14 protein-coding genes are annotated in these 18,814 nt (G+C 53.6%); 7 read left to right on the forward strand and 7 right to left on the reverse strand.

Translation table 11 applies throughout. The annotated features are described in order from the left end of the window. Nucleotides 1-77 precede the first annotated feature (77 nt). Nucleotides 78-1,727 (forward strand): alpha,alpha-trehalase, encoded by a 1,650-nt coding sequence (locus IP582_RS23930; protein WP_039080235.1) that lies wholly within the window; start codon nt 78-80, stop codon nt 1,725-1,727. Nucleotides 1,728-1,739: 12 nt separating this feature from the next. Here IP582_RS23930 and IP582_RS23935 read toward each other — a convergent pair whose 3' ends face one another. Then, nucleotides 1,740-3,329, reverse strand: coding sequence for an STY4199 family HEPN domain-containing protein (locus tag IP582_RS23935; RefSeq protein ID WP_193794612.1), 1,590 nt, complete (start codon nt 3,327-3,329; stop codon nt 1,740-1,742). A 152-nt stretch (nt 3,330-3,481) separates the two neighbouring features. Between IP582_RS23935 and IP582_RS23940 the strand changes: the two genes are divergently transcribed. Both IP582_RS23940 and IP582_RS23945 read left to right on the forward strand, forming a co-directional pair. Next, nucleotides 3,482-4,018, forward strand: a complete 537-nt coding sequence (locus IP582_RS23940) for a GNAT family N-acetyltransferase (RefSeq protein WP_193794613.1) — start codon at nt 3,482-3,484, stop codon at nt 4,016-4,018. A 67-nt stretch (nt 4,019-4,085) separates the two neighbouring features. Further along, on the forward strand, nt 4,086-4,484 hold the full coding sequence (locus tag IP582_RS23945; RefSeq protein WP_193794614.1) for a YdeI family stress tolerance OB fold protein: 399 nt from the start codon (nt 4,086-4,088) through the stop codon (nt 4,482-4,484). Nucleotides 4,485-4,572: 88 nt separating this feature from the next. On the opposite strand, the gene IP582_RS23950 is transcribed toward IP582_RS23945, so the two are convergent. After that, the gene (locus IP582_RS23950; protein WP_193794615.1) at nt 4,573-5,331 is read right to left on the reverse strand and encodes an SDR family NAD(P)-dependent oxidoreductase; all 759 of its coding nucleotides are present in this window, start codon (nt 5,329-5,331) and stop codon (nt 4,573-4,575) included. 118 nt (nt 5,332-5,449) lie between these two features. Here IP582_RS23950 and IP582_RS23955 point away from each other — a divergent pair, with 118 nt between their 5' ends. The 3 genes from IP582_RS23955 (at nt 5,450) to IP582_RS23965 (ending at nt 9,025) form a co-directional block, all read left to right on the forward strand. After that, a complete protein-coding gene (locus IP582_RS23955) occupies nt 5,450-6,349 on the forward strand; it encodes a LysR family transcriptional regulator (RefSeq protein WP_193794616.1) in 900 nt (299 codons plus the stop codon). Between the two features lie 53 nt (nt 6,350-6,402). After that, nucleotides 6,403-7,446 (forward strand): inner membrane protein YhjD, encoded by a 1,044-nt coding sequence (gene yhjD / locus IP582_RS23960; RefSeq protein WP_193794617.1) that lies wholly within the window; start codon nt 6,403-6,405, stop codon nt 7,444-7,446. Between the two features lie 262 nt (nt 7,447-7,708). Continuing rightward, entirely contained in the window at nt 7,709-9,025 is a 1,317-nt protein-coding gene (locus IP582_RS23965; protein WP_193794618.1) for an MFS transporter, read from the forward strand. Between the two features lie 214 nt (nt 9,026-9,239). On the opposite strand, the gene IP582_RS23970 is transcribed toward IP582_RS23965, so the two are convergent. Both IP582_RS23970 and pdeH read right to left on the reverse strand, forming a co-directional pair. Then, complete coding sequence (locus tag IP582_RS23970; protein ID WP_193794619.1) at nt 9,240-11,294, reverse strand: AsmA family protein; 2,055 nt, start codon at nt 11,292-11,294, stop codon at nt 9,240-9,242. A 72-nt stretch (nt 11,295-11,366) separates the two neighbouring features. Beyond that, nucleotides 11,367-12,137: a cyclic-guanylate-specific phosphodiesterase gene (gene pdeH / locus IP582_RS23975; RefSeq protein ID WP_193794620.1), complete on the reverse strand. Its 771-nt coding sequence runs from the start codon at nt 12,135-12,137 to the stop codon at nt 11,367-11,369. 231 nt (nt 12,138-12,368) lie between these two features. Between pdeH and IP582_RS23980 the strand changes: the two genes are divergently transcribed. Then, nucleotides 12,369-13,298 carry a sugar kinase gene (locus IP582_RS23980; RefSeq protein ID WP_039080225.1) on the forward strand — a complete coding sequence of 310 codons (930 nt, stop codon included), beginning with the start codon at nt 12,369-12,371 and terminating at the stop codon, nt 13,296-13,298. Nucleotides 13,299-13,440: 142 nt separating this feature from the next. Here IP582_RS23980 and IP582_RS23985 read toward each other — a convergent pair whose 3' ends face one another. The 3 genes from IP582_RS23985 to hmsP form a co-directional block, all read right to left on the reverse strand. Further along, on the reverse strand, nt 13,441-14,934 hold the full coding sequence (locus IP582_RS23985) for a pitrilysin family protein (RefSeq protein WP_193794621.1): 1,494 nt from the start codon (nt 14,932-14,934) through the stop codon (nt 13,441-13,443). A gap of 218 nt (nt 14,935-15,152) precedes the next feature. Further along, a complete protein-coding gene (locus IP582_RS23990; protein ID WP_039080223.1) occupies nt 15,153-16,439 on the reverse strand; it encodes a dicarboxylate/amino acid:cation symporter in 1,287 nt (428 codons plus the stop codon). Nucleotides 16,440-16,596: 157 nt separating this feature from the next. Continuing rightward, complete coding sequence (gene hmsP / locus IP582_RS23995; protein ID WP_193794622.1) at nt 16,597-18,603, reverse strand: biofilm formation regulator HmsP; 2,007 nt, start codon at nt 18,601-18,603, stop codon at nt 16,597-16,599. Nucleotides 18,604-18,814 lie beyond the last annotated feature (211 nt).

Below are 18,814 nucleotides of genomic sequence, written 5' to 3' on the forward strand. Positions count from 1 at the left end.
AGCGAATGTCTAAGCTTATAGATATGCCGGGAAACACCCGTAAACTCTTACGACGACCTCCGGAGGCCAGTATTATTATGTTCAACCAGAAACTTCACAGCGCTGAATCCGTAGAATTTGGGATCGCACAAGAACCCCGCTACGAAATCGATCCCTGCGAGTTAAAACTGGCTGAAATGATCGACGCGGAGCCGGAACCGGAAATGATCGAGGGGCTGCCTGCTTCGGACGCCCTTACCCCATCCGATCGTTATCTTGAACTGTTTGAACACGTGCAGTCATCGCGTATTTTTGCCGATAGCAAAACATTCCCGGACTGTGCGCCGAAAATGGATCCGCTCGATATTTTAATTCGCTATCGCAAAATTAAGCGCAAACCCGATTTTGACCTGCGGCTGTTTGTTCAGGCGCACTTCTGGATGCCGGAAACCTATGGCAGTGAATATGTTTCCGACCCGGAAAACTCCCTCAAAGAGCATATCGACCAGCTCTGGCCAGTGCTGACGCGTGAGCCGCAGGACCATATTCCATGGTCATCACTGCTTGCTTTGCCACAGGCCTATATCGTCCCCGGTGGGCGATTTAGCGAAACCTATTATTGGGACTCCTATTTCACCATGCTGGGGCTGGCGGAAAGTGGTCGCCACGACATGCTGAAATGTATGGCGGACAACTTCGCGTGGATGATTGAACGTTACGGGCATATTCCGAACGGCAACCGTACCTACTATCTCAGCCGTTCGCAGCCGCCGGTGTTCGCCCTGATGGTAGAACTGTTTGAAGAGGATGGCGTGCGCGGCGCGCGGCGCTACCTGGACCATCTGCTGATGGAGTATGACTTCTGGATGGATGGCGCGGAGTCGCTGCTACCGAACCAGGCCTATCGCCACGCGGTACGTATGCCTGACGGCTCCCTGCTCAACCGTTACTGGGACGACAGGGATACGCCGCGTGATGAATCCTGGCTGGAGGATGTGGAAACCGCGAAGCACTCTTCTCGCCCGGCTAACGAGGTCTACCGGGATCTCCGTGCGGGTGCGGCTTCCGGCTGGGACTATTCGTCACGCTGGCTGCGAGACGCCAATCGCCTGGCGAGTATTCGCACCACCCAGTTCATCCCCATCGACCTGAACGCCTTCCTGTTCAAACTGGAAAGCGCTATCGCCAATATTGCCGGCTTAAAAGGTGAACGGGAGCAGGAGGCGGAATTCCGTCTTAAAGCCAGCGACAGACGGGCGGCGGTCAATCGCTACTTGTGGGATGAGGAGAAAGGCTGTTATCGCGACTATGACTGGCGTCGTGGCGAAATGGCGCTCTTTTCCGCTGCCAGCCTGGTCCCGCTGTATGTCGGCATGGCTACGCATGAGCAGGCAGATAAACTGGCTGAGGCCACGCGCACGCGTCTGATGACGCCTGGCGGTATTCTGGCGACAGAGTATGAAACCGGTGAACAGTGGGATAAACCCAACGGCTGGGCGCCCTTACAGTGGATGGCGATTCAGGGCTTCAAACTGTACGGCAACGACGCGTTGGGTGACGAAATCGCCCATAACTGGCTGCGCACCGTTAACCATTTCTACCAGCGTCACCACAAGCTGATTGAGAAATACCATATCGCCAGCAGCACGCCGCGCGAAGGGGGTGGGGGTGAATATCCGCTCCAGGATGGCTTTGGCTGGACAAACGGTGTGGTTCGTCGCCTCATCGGGTTATACGGGGAGCCGTAGCTCCCCGTTTATTCAGTCGATAGCATCATAAATAGCCGACTGAATATCCGCCCATTTCTTCGTGTTATCGTCAGGCGCAGCCTCATATCGCAGTTGCGCCTGTTCCATTTCATAACGCTGACGTCTCACGACGGGTTCCGATGTACAGAACGCCTGCAGGTAGTTCTTACGCAGCGATGTCAGCTTCGTGCCGGAAGCCATCTCATGCCCCATGTTTTCGATAAACCGGCGGCATGGGCGGTTTTCTTCCATCTGTAGCCGATAACGCAGCAACATCTCCAGCACATCCGTGTAATCGTTCGCCATCGCCTGCTCGGTCCACGACAGTTTCCAGCTCATGCCCGTACGGAGAAACAGCGACACGACGCGGGTATCATTGCGGTCGATTGCGGAACGGAAGTTGCTCTCATCACGGGGGATGCCCATTTTGGTCAACTCTTCTTTTGGCGTCGCTTTTTCCTTATCCTGAGAGATAGGCACCGTAATCCGCCCCTGCCCTGACACCGGTACCGATACTGATGAGTCGCTGAACAACCAGAATGCTCCCGCCACGATGACCAGCACCGCAACGCCGACTGCGCCCCACAGCGCTTTGGAAAGCATCTGTTCACGCTCCTCGCGGGTACGCGCGGCGCGTTTTTCCGGCCTTTCAATTCCATCGCGAATTTGCATAGCATCACCTCCCGCCGCCCGATCTTTCTTGCGTGCCTGTTCCCAGAATGTATCTAAATCATCTTCCGCCTCTCGCAGCAAGCTTGCGGGGTTAACCTGTATGCGCCCGTCTTCCCATGCCCGCTGCACTGGCCCGGCAATCTGCGGGTAATAGTTCTCCAGTAGCATCAACTGGTTCGAGGTTAACGCTTGCCCTGCGACTACAGCGCTGCGTATTTGCCGAATATCGTCCAGAAAGGTTTGCAGTGTTTTGCGCGGCTCAAGAAACAGACTCAATACCGGTGAATCGTTAAAAAGCCGGGCATAATGCTGGCTAAATTCTTTCTTATCAATTAATAACAGCGCCAGTTCGCTAAATAACATACCACTGAGTACATCGTTGCGATCGCCGACTTTCAACCAGCGCCGAACGCAATCGGCGCCAAATCGCGTTTTCAGGTGGTTACTCAGCCGCAACGCATCCGGCCAGGCATTTGTTACCAGCGATTTGAGCATCAACTCCAGCGCCCGTAACTGTTTTAACCCCTGCTGCTGCCCTTCTTTGTCTGCATTGAGGGTTGTCGCATAGGTCAGCAATGGCTGCTTCGCCCGCAGATGTTCCAGCGTGCGCACGAAACGCAGTGCGACAATAAGCTGGTTCTCCGTAACGTTCTGCCCCTTTTCATAATACGGCACCAGTTGTTGCAAATGGCGTAGCTGTAAGGTGAACTGGGTTAATTCCGCATCATTAAGCCTTAACCGTTTTGCGACAGCGCCCCATCCGCCGAGGCTCAAACGTGCAATATCGAGTTGTTCAAGAAACCAGCGAGGATCCTTCCCTTCGTCAAAATGCACATTAAGCAGCATTAATATTTCTTTCGATGCCTGACGAATAATTCCTGTGCATTGCTCGAATTGTTCCCCCAGGTTCTGCGAGGATGTATGGGTCATTCTTTTCCTTTAAGTACAACCGGTGAAATAATTAACTGGAAAAAAAGAAACGTTAATTTTTCTTTATTTATGGATACTTAAAACATAGACCAGTTAATGATTATTATCAGTGATAGCGGTTTTAACACGAAAAAAACAATGGAGCTATTTTTATGCCGACGCTGGTCACGCCACGGCTCATTTGTACGCCGATAACATCGCAAGACTGGTCTTTTTTCCTCGCATTGCAGCAGGATCAGCAGGTCATGCGTTATGTTGCCGAAGACCGCCCGCAGGAAGCTATCCGCGAGGCTTTTGAATCCCGCCTGCCTGCCTGGTCTCCCGGTTGTGAACACTGGTTATGTCTTGTGGTGCGCGACAGCGCCACGCAAACCCCGCTTGGGGTGACGGGCTACCGCCATCACGAAGCAGACTGCGCCGAAGTCGGGTTTCTGTTTGCCCCCCAGGCACAGGGAAAAGGTTATGGGCTGGAGTCATTACAGGCGGTTTGCCGCTATGCATTTGCCCAAGGCGGCATCCGCCGCCTTGTCGCGACCGTAACGGCAGGAAATGACGCCTCAAAGCGTTTACTGGAAAAGGCAGGATTTGTGCAGGAAGGTGAACTGCGCGAAGCTTTCTGGCTGGCGGGTCGCTGGCATAACGACTGGCTGTTTGGCCTGCTGCGCCATGAATACCATGAAAGCAGATAATTCACCTGTCATCTTCCTCTCTCTGTGCCAGGCTTAGGCAGTGTTTTGGCAATAAAGAGGAGAGCATATGAAGAAGATTCTGCTGATAACAAGTTTTACAGCATTATTCTCCATGGCGGCATTCGCGCAGGATGCACCAGGTTTAAAGACGGACAAGGCGCCGCCACCGCCGCATAAAATGGAAGATGGCTATCGCGGTATGGAAGATGCCCGTAGCATGACCATTAAACAGGCGAAAGCCATGCATGATGGCGCTTCCGTTTCGCTCAAAGGGAACCTCGTGAAGAAAACGGGGGAAGATCTCTACCAGTTCCGCGACAAAACCGGGCAAATTGACGTGTATATCCCAATGGCCGTTTTCGATGGCAAAAATGTCTCCCCGGACGAACTGGTGGGCATTAGCGGGTCGTTAGACGCTAAACAGAAACCGGCCCGAATCAAAGTCACCCACTTTCAGAAGCAGTAAGTCTCACCGCCCGGTGGCATAACGCCGCCGGGCAAATGATAATGCATACGTCTGAGACCGATAGCTAAACCACGTTAAACGACGACCTTTACAGGAACATCCCGCCCGAGACTTCCACGCGTTGAGCATTCATCCACGCCAGATCGTCGCTCAGCAGGGCCGCCATCGCGCCGCCAATATCATCCGGCTTACCGACGCGCCCCAGCGCCGTTTGCCCGGCAATATGTTTATTAATTTGCGGGTTATCACGGACTTCACCGCCGCGGAAATCGGTCTCAATCGCGCCAGGGGCAATGATATTGACGGAAATCCCGCGCGGGCCCAGCTCTTTGGCCTGATAGCGGGTCAGCACTTCCATTGCCCCTTTCATCGCGCCATAGGTCGCGTATCCTGGCAGCGCAAAACGCGCCAGCCCGCTTGAGACATTGAGGATGCGTCCGCCATCTGCCAGCAATGGCAACAGGCGCTGTGTCAGGAAGAATGGCCCTTTAAAATGAATGTTCATTAATTCATCAAACTGCGCTTCACTGGCCTCAGCAAAGGGAACCGCGATGCCAACACCGGCATTGTTTAATAAATAATCAAACGTATCCCGATTCCAGCCGTTTTTTAGCTGATGCTGTACGTCCATGGCGAAAGCCTCGAAACTTGCAATATCGCCGACATTCAATTGTAAAGCCACCGCTTTCACGCCTTTTCCCTCAATTTCCGCCACAACTTCATCAGCTGCCTGCTGATTGCTGTTGTAGGTCAGGATGACGGCGGTTCCGCGTTCTGCCAGCTTCAGCGCTGCGTTTTTCCCCAGTCCACGGCTGCCGCCTGTTACTAATGCGATACGTTGTGTCATAAGAAACCTCGTTTTGTTTGGTGTTGACTGTGGAAAAAGCTTATTAGCTGGTGGTAAAACAATAAAGGCGCTGAATTACGCTTCACTGTTTCATTTACAACAACAATGGATGCGTTTGATGGATAAAATTTATGCAATGCAATTGTTCATTCGCGTGGCAGAACTGGAGAGTTTTTCCCGCGCGGCAGATTCATTAGGCCTCCCTAAAGGCAGCGTATCGCGGCAGGTTCAGGCGCTGGAAAACCACCTCGGTACACAGTTGCTGCATCGCACAACGCGACGGGTGCAGCTTACCCAGGACGGGATGGTCTATTACGAGCGGGCGAAAGATTTGCTCGCCAATATGGACGAACTTGACGGACTTTTTCTGCACGATCCGTCGAGCATCAGCGGGCGGTTGCGAGTTGATATGCCCGTGGCCGTGGCGAAAAACCTGGTGATTCCACGGCTACCGGCGTTTTTGCAGCAATATCCCGGTATTGAACTGGAGCTAAGCAGCAGCGACCGGCTGGTGGATATTATTCGCGAGGGGTTTGACTGCGTGGTGCGCGTCGGCACGCTGAAAGATTCCGGCCTGATTGCCCGCCCGCTGGGTAAGCTTTCCATTATTAATTGCGCCAGCCCCGACTACCTGGCGCGTTTTGGCTACCCGGAAAGCCTGGACGATCTCTCTTCGCATGCGGTTGTGCATTACGCCCTCAACCTCGGCGCGCGTCCGCAAGGCTTTGAAGTCTGCCTCAATAAGCAGACCACGTGGGTGAAAACCGGCGGCATTTTGACAGTCAACAGTACCGAGACCTATCACGCCGCCTGCCTCGCAGGGCTTGGCATTATCCAGGTACCGCGCGTCGGCGTGCGGGAAGCGCTACGCGCAGGAAAGCTGGTGGAGATCCTGCCGCAATATCGTGCAGAACCTATGCCGGTATCACTTATTTATCCCCATCGTCGTAATCTGTCGCGCCGCGTGCATCTGTTTATGGAATGGCTGGCAGGAGTGATGAAAGATTACGTTGATTAGACGCAGTCTATAATTTTATTCACTGCGAGTTAAAAAGAAGGAAAATTGCCCTGATGACGCCGGAAAACAGCGAAAAACGTCCGACCCAGGATCTGGATTATGAGCCAGTCAGAAAAATGGATACATCGGGAACATCAACGAAAGACACCCCTCCCAGCGCTGGTGACAGCAAGGCGCCCTCACCGCTGGAAACGGTCACCCAGGTGGCGAAGAAAGTGCAGCGCCGTCCAATGATTGCGCACCTGATCCGCGCCACTGAACGCTTCAATGATCGTATGGGAAACCAGTTTGGCGCGGCCATCACCTATTTCTCATTTTTGTCGATGATCCCCATCCTGATGGTCTCCTTTGCCGCTGCCGGGTTTGTGCTGGCCTCACATCCCACGCTATTGCAGGACATTTTCAATAAGATCCTGACCAACGTCAGCGACCCTACGCTGGCGACAACCCTGAAGAGCACCATCAATACCGCCGTGCAGCAGCGTACCACGGTGGGGATTGTCGGGCTGGCGATTGCGCTCTACTCCGGCGTTAACTGGATGGGCAACCTGCGCGAGGCGATACGCGCCCAGTCGCGGGATGTCTGGGAGCGTAACCCACAGGACCAGGAAAAAATCTGGGTGAAGTATTTCCGTGATTTTATTTCGCTGATTGGCCTGCTGGTGGCGCTGATTGTTACGCTTTCCATCACCTCGATTGCCGGTTCGGCGCAGCAGATGATTATCTCCGCCCTCTATCTTGATAATATTGAGTGGCTGAAACCTGCATGGCGACTGATTGGTCTGGCGATCTCTATATTCGCCAACTACTTGTTGTTCTTCTGGATTTTCTGGCGGCTACCGCGCCACCGTCCACGGAAAAAGGCGTTGATTCGCGGTACGTTTATTGCGGCGATCGGCTTTGAGGTGATCAAAATTGTGATGACCTACATGCTACCCTCGCTGGTTCAATCTCCTTCTGGCGCCGCCTTTGGTTCTGTACTGGGCTTGATGGCGTTCTTCTACTTCTTTGCCCGGCTGACGCTGTTTTGCGCCGCATGGATTGCTACTGCGCATTACAAAGACGATCCACGGATGCCAGGCAAAACACACCGCTAAATCCCTAACTGGGCTGAATATTTCAGCCCAATTCATCATTTCAGCATTAATATCCAAGCCGTAACTTTTATTTAACCTAAAACCAGTTTTAAATTCCATTATTGAAATTATGTGAAGCATTTCATAGAAGCGAAATCGCAGGTCTGAAAATTATCCGCTTTTTGCCTGGTTTTTGTACGTTTCCGCACTTTGTTACAGATTGAAATGTCGCTTTTGCTGTGGCTAATATGGTCGTTCGTTCGCCAAAAAATAAGAAAATTTTATGCAAGCCACAGCCACAACCTTAGACAACGAGCAGGAAATCACGCCGGTAAACTCACGCAGTAAAGTCGTTATCGCTTCACTGATTGGCACCGCTATCGAGTTCTTCGATTTCTATATCTATGCCACTGCGGCGGTTATCGTTTTCCCGCATATCTTCTTCCCGCAGGGTGACCCGACCGCCGCAACGTTGCAGTCGCTCGCCACCTTTGCGATTGCTTTCGTCGCGCGCCCCATTGGTTCCGCCGTGTTTGGTCACTTCGGCGACCGCGTAGGGCGTAAAGTCACCCTGGTGGCGTCGTTGCTGACGATGGGGATCTCCACCGTATTAATTGGCCTGCTGCCAGGCTATGAAACCATCGGCGTGATGGCTCCGCTGCTGCTGGCGCTGGCACGTTTTGGCCAGGGTCTGGGGCTGGGTGGTGAATGGGGCGGCGCGGCGCTTCTGGCGACCGAAAACGCACCGCCACGCAAACGCGCGTTGTATGGCTCTTTCCCACAACTGGGCGCGCCGATTGGTTTTTTCTTTGCGAACGGCACCTTCCTGCTGCTCTCCTGGTTACTGACCGACGAGCAGTTTATGAGCTGGGGCTGGCGCGTACCCTTTATCTTCTCCGCCGTGCTGGTGTTGATTGGCCTGTATGTTCGCGTGTCTCTGCATGAAACGCCGGTATTTGCGAAAATCGCCGCCGCGAAGAAACAGGTGAAAATCCCGCTGGGCACCCTGCTGACCAAACATGTCCGTGTGACCGTGCTGGGCACCTTCATTATGTTGGCCACCTACACGCTGTTTTACATCATGACCGTCTATTCCATGACGTTCAGCACCTCGCCTGGCGGGCTGGGTATGCCGCGAAACGAAGTGCTGTGGATGCTGATGATGGCGGTCATTGGTTTTGGTGTGATGGTGCCGGTTGCCGGGCTGCTGGCCGATAAATATGGCCGTCGCAAAAGCATGATCGCCATTACAACACTGATCATTCTGTTTGCGCTGTTCGTCTTCCCGCCGCTGTTAGGCTCCGGCAACCCGGCGCTGGTAATGGCTTATCTGCTGATCGGTCTGAGCCTGATGGGGCTGACTTTTGGCCCGATGGGTGCACTGCTGCCGGAGTTGTTCCCGACCGAAGTGCGCTACACCGGAGCATCTTTCTCGTATAACGTGTCATCAATTCTGGGTGCGTCCGTTGCGCCTTATATCGCCACATGGCTGCAGGCGAATTACGGTCTGATGTATGTGGGGATTTATCTGGCGGCGATGGCAGCCCTGACGCTGACCGCGCTGTTATTGACTCACGAGACCAAACACCATTCGCTGTAATGGTCTGGGCATGGCCCTTATGTCTTTCCCGGATGCGGCGTCAACGCCTTATCCGGGCTACCGCCCCGTCATCTGATGCTCACTCGTACCTTTTTCGGGCGACGATGTTACAACAGCATGGTAAAACCTGGCACTCCGCCGACATTCACTCGATCGGTCCCCTCTCCCTTTGAGGGAGAGGGTCAGGGTGAGGGGCAACCACCGCACCAATCTCTTACTTTTTCATCTGTGCCAGAATCGCCCGGCACTGGTTGGCTTCGCCTTCCGATGGCGAAATCAATGCCAACAGTGCAGCCGCAGGTGTCACCAGCGTTGCCAGCGCTGCGGCCACCGCACCACGGGCAATCAGCGGCCCGGGTTTTACCCCCGCCTGCGGATTTTTAAATGTTCCGCGCACATACAAAGGTGAACGCAGCGTAACGATACGCACCCCTTTACTTTCCGGGTTAATGGTCAGGTCCAGTTGCTCCGAGGCGAAACTCGCCGTACCCGTCACATTCACCAGCGCGTTTTCGGTATCAAAAGCGAAGATTTGCGGACGCGCCACGCCATTAACCAGATCGAGATTTGCCGCCGCGCAGTTCACCCGCACCTCATCGTCGCCAAAGATCTTGCCGATAACGTAGTTACCCACATTCAGCCCGGCAATCTCCATCAGATTACGGCTGATAAGCCCGTCATTCATCAACAGCTTAAGGTTACCGTTGCTGGTGCCCAGCAGCGCCGCTACGGAGTTCCCTGTCCCCCGGAAATCCGCATCGCCATTCATCTCACCGAGGGTTTTCTGCATCAGCTCGACATTTGGCATCAGTTGTTTCAGTTTTAACCGTCGCGCCTGGATTTCCGCGCGCCCCTGCATCGGCTTTTTATCCCCTTCAAGGCGAATATTGGATGAGATCGTCCCGCCCGCTAAGCCGAATTTCAACGGCTGCAGTTTCAGATCCGCATTCTGTAAAATGATATGGGTTGTGAGGTCGCTTATCGGCAATGTGCTGCCATGCTCAATGCGCTTCCCTTTAAAACGCACATCGGCATCCATCGTGTTCCATTTATCGGTTTCAAAGCGATCGTAAGGCAACACCTTCCCGGCAGGCTGGATATTTTTTTCACCCTTATTCTGCTCTGCCTGTTTCGCTTTATCTCCCCCTTTACCGGAGTCCACGCCGATCAAGGGGCCAAGGTCGGCCAGGCGAAGCTGACGAGATTCCAAATCGCCTTCCAGTTTCGGACGTGGTTTACCGGTGGTATAGGTGAGTGAGCCATGTATGTCGCTTTCGCCGATACGCCCGTTAAAATCGCGATAATCATAGACACTGCTTTTTTCGCTATCTATCTTCGCCACCAGATGACCATCCGTTTCAAACGGTGGGGTATCCGGCAGCAGCACGCCTGTCAGTTCGTAGAGATCCCCCAGGGTATCGCCAGCAAATTTCAACTGGAGGTCGACACCGCCCATTTTCATCGGGTCGTTAACCTTGCCGACAAAGGCCACACGGGTGTTGCCGGAGCGGAAATCAGCCTGCACCGGGAAAGGCGTGTCTTCGCTGCGTAGCGCCAGCATGCCACCGATTTTCCCCGTGCCTGTCAGCGGTTGGCCGTTATAACGCCCCTGGGCTTTCAGCCCGAAAACATAATCTGCCACGCGCGTTTTATCTTTACTGTCGCCAGTGACTTCATTGAAAGGAAGCGGTTTGCCTAACGGATCGACGAGGATCTCGATATCCGCTTTGCTCACCTTGTCGTTAACAGAGATACGCCCTTGATCGAAGAGAATATTATCCAGGCGGAACGACCAGCCAGAAGGTTGGGCATTGGGATCGTTGTTTTCTGCACTGGCGAGCTTAAAGGTCCAGTTGTTGTTCTTTTCAGACAGGCGGATCAGGCGCGCATCCGGCTTTTGCAATTTGATCCACGGCAGGTAAACGGTTTTCGTTAAGAGCGCCAGCGGTGCGAGAGTGGCTTCGACGCGCGGCAGGTGCACCATGGTGACTTCGGGGATCTCAGGTGGGTTACCGAGGACAATATCGTCGGCATGAATGTGCGGCCAGGGTATCCAGCTACGCCAGCCCGTCTCCTCTTTTTGTCGCTCCCACACCACGCCCAAATCACCGCGAATCGCAAAGGGGCGATTAAGTTCAGTAGAGACTTTCTGATTAATGGTCGGTTTGAGGCGGTTCCAGTCAAAGGTGGCAATGATAATGATGGCCACCACAATCAATAAAACCAGTGTTCCAGTGACAGCAATAATCGCTTTGCTTGTTTTTGTCATGCGGGCACCCTTTCTTTATTGCCTTGCCTGTCATAAAGATAGCCGAGGCTGGCAGAAAGGGGTGCCCTGCGATCAGAGCTCCAGCAGTACGTTTTCCAGCGTATTCAGTGGAACCGGGCGCGAAAGGAAGTAGCCTTGTGCGGCAAAAGCCGGAGAATTCTGAACGTCACGCCACTCGTCGAGGGTTTCAACACCTTCAACAATCACCCCCTGGCAGTAGCGATTCATTAACTGAATGAGCAGCGCGAACAGGTTGCGTCCTTCGGGCGTCTTGCGCAGCATAATAAACAGGTCGCGCGACACTTTAATGTAGTCATAATGCATTTCGCTAAGCGCCGAGAAGTTGGCCATTCCGGTACCAAAATCATCCAGCCACAGCGGTCCCATTTCACTGATCGTGGCGAACGTGGAGTCTTGCGGCAGGCGGATATGTTCCACCAGTTCAAAACGGATCCACGGCACGGTGTCGATGAGGGCTTTTAATGCTTTATTCGAGCGCATGGCTATCAGCGTGGGCCCATCGACATTTACGGATGCCAGCACGCCGTGCTGCTCGAAAAAGTCTTTCTGTTTGGCCAGCAGAGCGATTTGTTCGTGTACCACGTCGACACGATGGCGCACCGCGACCTCGGAAAAATAGCGGTCCGGTGGGATGCGCTGATCGGGCTGGCTCGGATGCGTCACAACGGTCAGCACCTCAACCGCCATCAGGCGACCATCAGTTTTGTAAATTGGCTGATAAGTATAAGCACGCTCACACTGCAGCCAAAAACGACGTTCCTGTAGGCTTTCTATGCTCGCCTCGGAGTAGTTCAGCCGCTGGATAACCTGCTTTAACTTCATTTCTTCTTCCTGTTGAAAATGAGTAGCCCCGGAGCTCTCGTTATTGGGTTATCGGCCCCTGAGGGGAGAACTTTACCTTCATGACCCACGCAAAATGAAAAAGCACTTTGCGGAATCAGCAGAGAATACGTTCTGTGTCAAAAAAATAATGGAACGTCGTTTTAATATAGTTGACCACGAAACGCGCACAACGCACACTACCGTTAATTCATCTGATTCAGGTTCCGGACTATGTCAAAGAAAATTGCCGTCATCGGCGAATGCATGATTGAACTGTCACAAAAAGGCGCGGAAGTGAATCGCGGTTTCGGTGGCGACACACTCAATACGTCGGTTTACATCGCTCGTCAGGTAGACGCCGCGGCGTTATCCGTGCATTACGTTACTGCGCTGGGTACCGACAGTTTTAGCCAACAGATGCTGGAATCCTGGCAGGCAGAAAACGTCGATACCACCCTGACTCAGCGCATGGAAAATCGACTGCCCGGCCTGTATTACATCGAGACCGATGACACCGGCGAGCGCACCTTTTACTACTGGCGTAACGAAGCCGCGGCAAAATTCTGGCTGGAAAGCGAGCAGTCTGCCGCCATTTGTGAAGAGCTGGCGACCTTTGATTATTTGTATCTCAGCGGTATCAGCCTGGCGATTTTAAGCCCGGCGAGCCGTACTAAACTGCTGTCACTGCTCCAGGAATGTCGCGCAAACGGCGGTCAGGTGATTTTCGATAACAACTACCGTCCGCGTTTGTGGGCCAGCAAAGAAGAGACCCGTCAGGTCTATCAGCAGATGCTCGCCTGTACTGACATCGCGTTCCTGACGCTGGATGACGAAGATCTGCTGTGGGGCGCACAGCCGGTGGAAGACGTTATCGCACGCACTCAGCAGGCGGGCGTAAAAGAGGTCGTGATTAAACGCGGTGCGGACTCCTGCCTGGTCGCAATCCAGGGGGAAGCCCTGAAAGAAGTGCCTGCGGTGAAATTGCCAAAAGAGAAAGTGGTGGACACTACCGCAGCGGGTGATTCATTCAGCGCCGGATATCTGGCCGTGCGCCTGACCGGTGGCGATGCCGAAGCGGCTGCCAGACGCGGCCACTTAACGGCCAGCACGGTGATTCAATACCGTGGCGCGATCATTCCGCGCGACGCCATGCCGAACTAAGGATTTTTCCTGCCTCCTGTCCGGGGCAGGTCTTTTTCCCCTCTTCCTGACCCTCTCCCATAGGGAGAGGGGACTATTCCATGCGGCCTGTCTGGTAGCCCGGATCAGGCGTTTACGCCGCATCCGGGAACACCCACAACCTTTACTGCTGCGGCGGAATATCCGACACATCCTGATGGGCATCATCCACGTTGGCTGGCGCGGCATTCTGCTCACCAGAAGACATCAACTCTTCCCAGCTCGCCTGCAGATCCTTCATGTTGTACTCCGGCTCGCCTTTCGGCTGCAGCAATACCAACGCCATATCCTGCGAAAGCTGCTGACGTAAATCCTGATTCAGCATTTCTTTCGTCAGGCTACTCAGGAAGTTCTGGCGCAATTTTTGGTACTGCTCGGGCGCGATATCCACCACCTGGTTTTGTAGCGAACGCATCCGCTGGCTAATCAGGATGTCGGTATCCGTGCGGGCATAAGTAGCAAACAGCTTCTGAAGCTCAAGATTTTTTTGCGCCACCAGCGCATCAAACTCGTCTTCCGGCAGGCCGCGATCGCGCACTTTCGCCAGCTCGCGGGCCACGATATCCAGATTGCTGTTGAGCTTATCGTTTGGCGAGTCAAGGTTGATGGCACACTGCGCACGCTGGAACAACACCCGGCAGTCGAAGCTCAGACCAATGTCTTTCACGTTGGTCTTCGCCAGATACTGCTGCACGTGCCAGAACAGCGCCTCGCGGGCTAAATCAGCACGCCAGTAGCGTTGCAAGGCCGCAGATTCACGAATCGGCTGCCAGGCGGTATCCCACATGATGGAAAGACGATCCTGACGCACAGAGTCCGTCATGATACTAACTGGCTGACGCGGTAGTGGCGATAAAGTCGGCACCGGGGCCGGTGTTTCGCGCTTGCCTTTCAGATCGCCAAACGCCTTGTTAATCTGCTCGGCAACCGCGCGGCTATCAACGTTACCCACCACAATCAGCGTCATCGCGTCGGGGGTGTACCATTTCTGATGGAAGGCCTGGAGCTGTTTCGCATCCAGCGGTTGTTTGAGCGTTTCAGCCGGATCATGGCCCAGCAATGACGACCCTTTCAGGCGATAGCGCCACCAGTTGTCTTTGGTGTTACCCGGCCAGGTCGCCACCATATCTTCGCTGGCCAGCGCATGGTTAATCGTTTCTGGCGTAATGGTGAGGCGCCCGGTGCTGTCAGAGAGCCAGACCAGCGCTTCTTTGAGCAAATCGTTGCGGTTATTCGGCAGGCTCAGATTGAACATCGTGTATTCATACGAGACCAGCGCGGGAGGTAACGGACGCTTCGGGTCGATACCCTGCTGCCACAGTGAACGTACCTGTGCAGGTTGCAGGCTACCGCTTTGGGTCAGCGCAATACGTGGGAGAAAATGGCTAAAGCCGCTCTGTTGCGTACTCTCGGTGAGCGAACCGGTATTAATAGACAGACGTACTTCGATGCGATCGCTGGGGCGTTGTGGTGTGGCCAGGACTTGCCATTGCAAACCATTTGCCAGTGTCCCCTGTTGCCAGGCCGGGTCGGGCTGGAGCGCATCTGCCTGCACATAACCGACAGCTGCCATCATGAGCAAACCGCCTGTTAACAATCGAATTTTTGTGCCCTGCATGAGAACCCCTGATCAACGTTCCTGGTTAAAAAGTCAGCCCCGACATGTCTGGAGGCTAAAGATACTTTAACACTTCGCTGTTAGACCTCACGAATTGCAAAATGTCACACAGCGAAGTGAAAAATCCCGGGCAATTCGTTCTGAATTGTGACGGGCCAGGGGGTAATTATGCGCAGGCACCCGTAGCCCGACAAGGACTACGGGGCTAAGTAGCGAAATTAAGAGGAAATTTCGCCGGTTTTGCTGCTTGATGCGCGATTATTCAGCGTATCCGTTAGCTTTTTCTGATCGAGCTCTTTTACCCATTTCGCCACGACCACGGTCGCCACGCCATTACCGACCAGGTTAGTCAGCGCACGCGCTTCTGACATAAAACGGTCGATACCCAGAATCAGCGCCAGTCCTGCTACCGGTAAATGGCCCACCGCGGAAATGGTTGCCGCCAGTACGATAAAGCCGCTCCCGGTCACCCCCGCTGCGCCTTTTGACGAGAGCAACAGGACTACCAGCAAGGTTATCTGATGGAAAATATCCATATGGCTGTTGGTAGCCTGGGCGATAAACACGGCCGCCATCGTCAGGTAAATAGAGGTTCCGTCCAGGTTAAACGAGTAGCCGGTAGGGATAACCAGCCCCACGACGGACTTACGACAACCGAGGCGTTCCATCTTCTCGAGCATACGCGGCAGCGCAGACTCGGACGAAGAGGTCCCCAGCACGATCAGCAGTTCTTCGCGGATATAACGGATAAATTTGAAAATGTTAAAGCCTGTCGCGCGGGCAATCGAACCCAATACCACCACCACGAACAGAATACAGGTGATATAGAAGCAGATAATGAGCTGCCCCAACTGGATCAGCGTGCCAACACCGTACTTACCGATGGTAAAGGCCATCGCGCCAAACGCACCAATGGGTGCAAGACGCATAATAAAGTTGATGATGCCGAAAATGACCTGCGAGAAACTTTCAATCACGTTGAAAATTAGCTGGCCCTTGTTGCCCAGACGGTGCAGCGCGAAACCAAACAGCACGGCAAACAGCAGCACCTGCAAAATGTTGCCGCTGGCAAACGCGCCAATCACACTGCCCGGGATAACGTCCATGAGGAAGGCGACGATACCCTGCTCTTTGGCCTGTTCTGCATACACCGCAACCGCTTTAGCATCCAGCGTTGAGGGGTCAACATTCATCCCCGCACCGGGCTGCACTACGTTGACGATAATCAGGCCGATAATCAGTGCCAGCGTACTAACCACTTCAAAATAGAGTAACGCCACCGCACCCGTGCGGCCTACCGCCTTCATGCTTTCCATACCGGCGATACCTGTCACTACCGTACAGAAGATGACAGGGGCGATAATCATTTTAATCAGCTTAACGAAGGCATCACCAAGCGGTTTCATTTGCGCGCCCAGTTCCGGGTAGAAATGGCCGAGCAAAATACCGATAGCGATTGCCGTCAGTACCTGGAAATACAGACTTTTAAACAGAGAGGTTTTCATAGGGTGTCCTTGAGGTATAAACCACAGGCTTTTTAGGGATTTCTCGCGCCTGCGGGTTAAAAATAACACCCGGAAAACATGACAGAAATATACTCACATCAAATTTGAAACAATGATGTTAAAAAATTAGAGCTGACTCGTACAAGCCAGCAACATTTCAACCATTTTCAGCATTGTCTGACGTTGAAAAATAACGCGCTTCAAATGATTCCGGCGTCATGGCGCGATCGAACAAAAATCCCTGCACGATTTCCACACCCGCATTTTGCAGCCATTCGCGCTGCGCTTCGGTTTCAACTCCTTCGGCGATAATGCTTAAATCCAGGCTTCGGGCCATGTGGATAATCGACGCCACCATGCTGCTGTCGTCGGGCAAGCCTTCAACAAAAATTTTGTCGATTTTAAGTACATCTACCGGCAGTGACTTCATATGGTGTAATTGACGTAACCCGGCATAGCCCATGCCGAAATCGTCCAGCGCAATACGCACCCCCGCATTCCGCAGCGGGCGCAGAATGGTCACCGCCGCCTGTGGGTCATCAATGCGACGGCTCTCAGTCACTTCAAGAATCAAGGTGTTGGGTTTAATTCGATAGCGATTGAGCAGTTCCAGCATGTCCGGCACCATATCGTGGTGCATCAGTTGCAACGCCGAGAGATTCACCGACAGCGGCATCATCAGCCCGCGCTCTTGCCAGGCAGACAACAGACGGCACGACTCTTCCAGCACCCAATAACCCACGGTAACCATTAGCCCGCACGACTCGATGCGTTCGATTAACCCTTCCGGCAACTCCCAACTGCCATCCGGTTGCTCCATACGCAGCAATGTTTCGGCGCTCACCACCGCATTCGTGGCGAGGTCCACCTGCGGCTGAAGCCAGATGGCAAACTTGCGATTTTCAAGCGCGGTCAGGATATTGCTCTCTTCCGACAGCCGTTTTTGCGCCTCTTCCATCTCCTTTGGATCGAAGAATTGAATCTGATTTTTCCCTTTGCGTCGTGATGTAAACGCCGCTGAAGCCGCACGTCGGTAAAGCTGTTCCGCGGTCTGGTCGCCATGGAACATCGCCACACCGATGCTGGCACTCGGGCGCAACTGAATGCCGTGAATGGGCACGCGCTCATTAATAACAGTGAGTACTTGCTGACCTAATGTTATGGCGTGCCATGGCTCTTTCACCCCATGGGCGATAATGGCGAAGTCATAGGCACTGACCTGGGCAAGCACCATCCGCGGTGAAATGACAGATTTCAGCTTCTCCACCAGCGTCAACAGCAGCATCTCGCGCTGTGACTCTTTCAGCACACCCGCCGTATCCTGCAACGTTTCACAAGCGATAAACATCAGCGCGGTGGTCTTCTGCCGTGCCACCACCTGATCCAGCAGCGCCATCAGGAAGGCTTTGTTTGGCAGTTCCGATACCGGGAAGAGGGTCGACTGGGTGTTCAACTCATCATGCTGACGCAACAGGTTTTGCTGATTACGGTTATAGCTGCGAACCAGGCTGCCAATCTCATCATCCTGATGGTGACGCGGCAACGCCAGTTGGTGCCCGACCTGGTCCTGCTGCGGTACATCGCTCAGTTCACGGGCGATTTTGCGCAGCGGATGGACGATCAATCGGTTAATACACCAGGTGATCGCCACCGTCATAATCAACGTCAAAAGTAAGTAAGCAGTTACCAACGTTGAAAGGGTGCTCATCACGAATTTATAGACGCGATAAGAGTCCGCTTCGAGCACCAGATAGGCAATCGGCTGTGGATTAGCGGGGCGCTGCAGGGAGTAAATGGGCAATGAAATCTGGATAGGCAGTTCAAACACCCGCGCGATCATCATAGGCACCGGGCGCTCGGGAATAAATCGCAGGCGCAACGCCTGAAACTGATTGGGCAGCACCACATCCGCGCGGATAACCACCCCGGCTGGCTTAATTTGCTTAAGCACCGATTCCGCTTCCGGGAAATCGGCCTTTAATATGGCTTCGGACAGCGGTTCACGTACCGAACGGGCAATACTTTCCAGTTGCGTAGCCGTGTTGTAGCGATTCTGCTGCACAAAATGAAACAGCAAAATGACGCAAAAAATGAAAATAAACACCATCGCCACGGAAAAAACCGCAGTCATCTGTTTAATCGTTAAAGAACGGCTGACACGCAAAATCACTCTCCAGAGATACACAAGCGCAGGGCAATAAAATACAACTCCGCCGCCAGAGTATACCCTATCGTGACAGTTTGAGATAAAGAGGCGTCAAGATTGCCTCAGCGCCAACGCTATGAGGAAAAAGCGTCAGCAATACACGGAATAATAAGCACAAATTTCATGTGGCGGGCCATATTGCCCGCCACGCTTCCCCCAGGAATTATCC

It is taken from the genome of Citrobacter sp. BDA59-3, from assembly GCF_015167655.1.
GTDB lineage: Bacteria > Pseudomonadota > Gammaproteobacteria > Enterobacterales > Enterobacteriaceae > Phytobacter > Phytobacter diazotrophicus.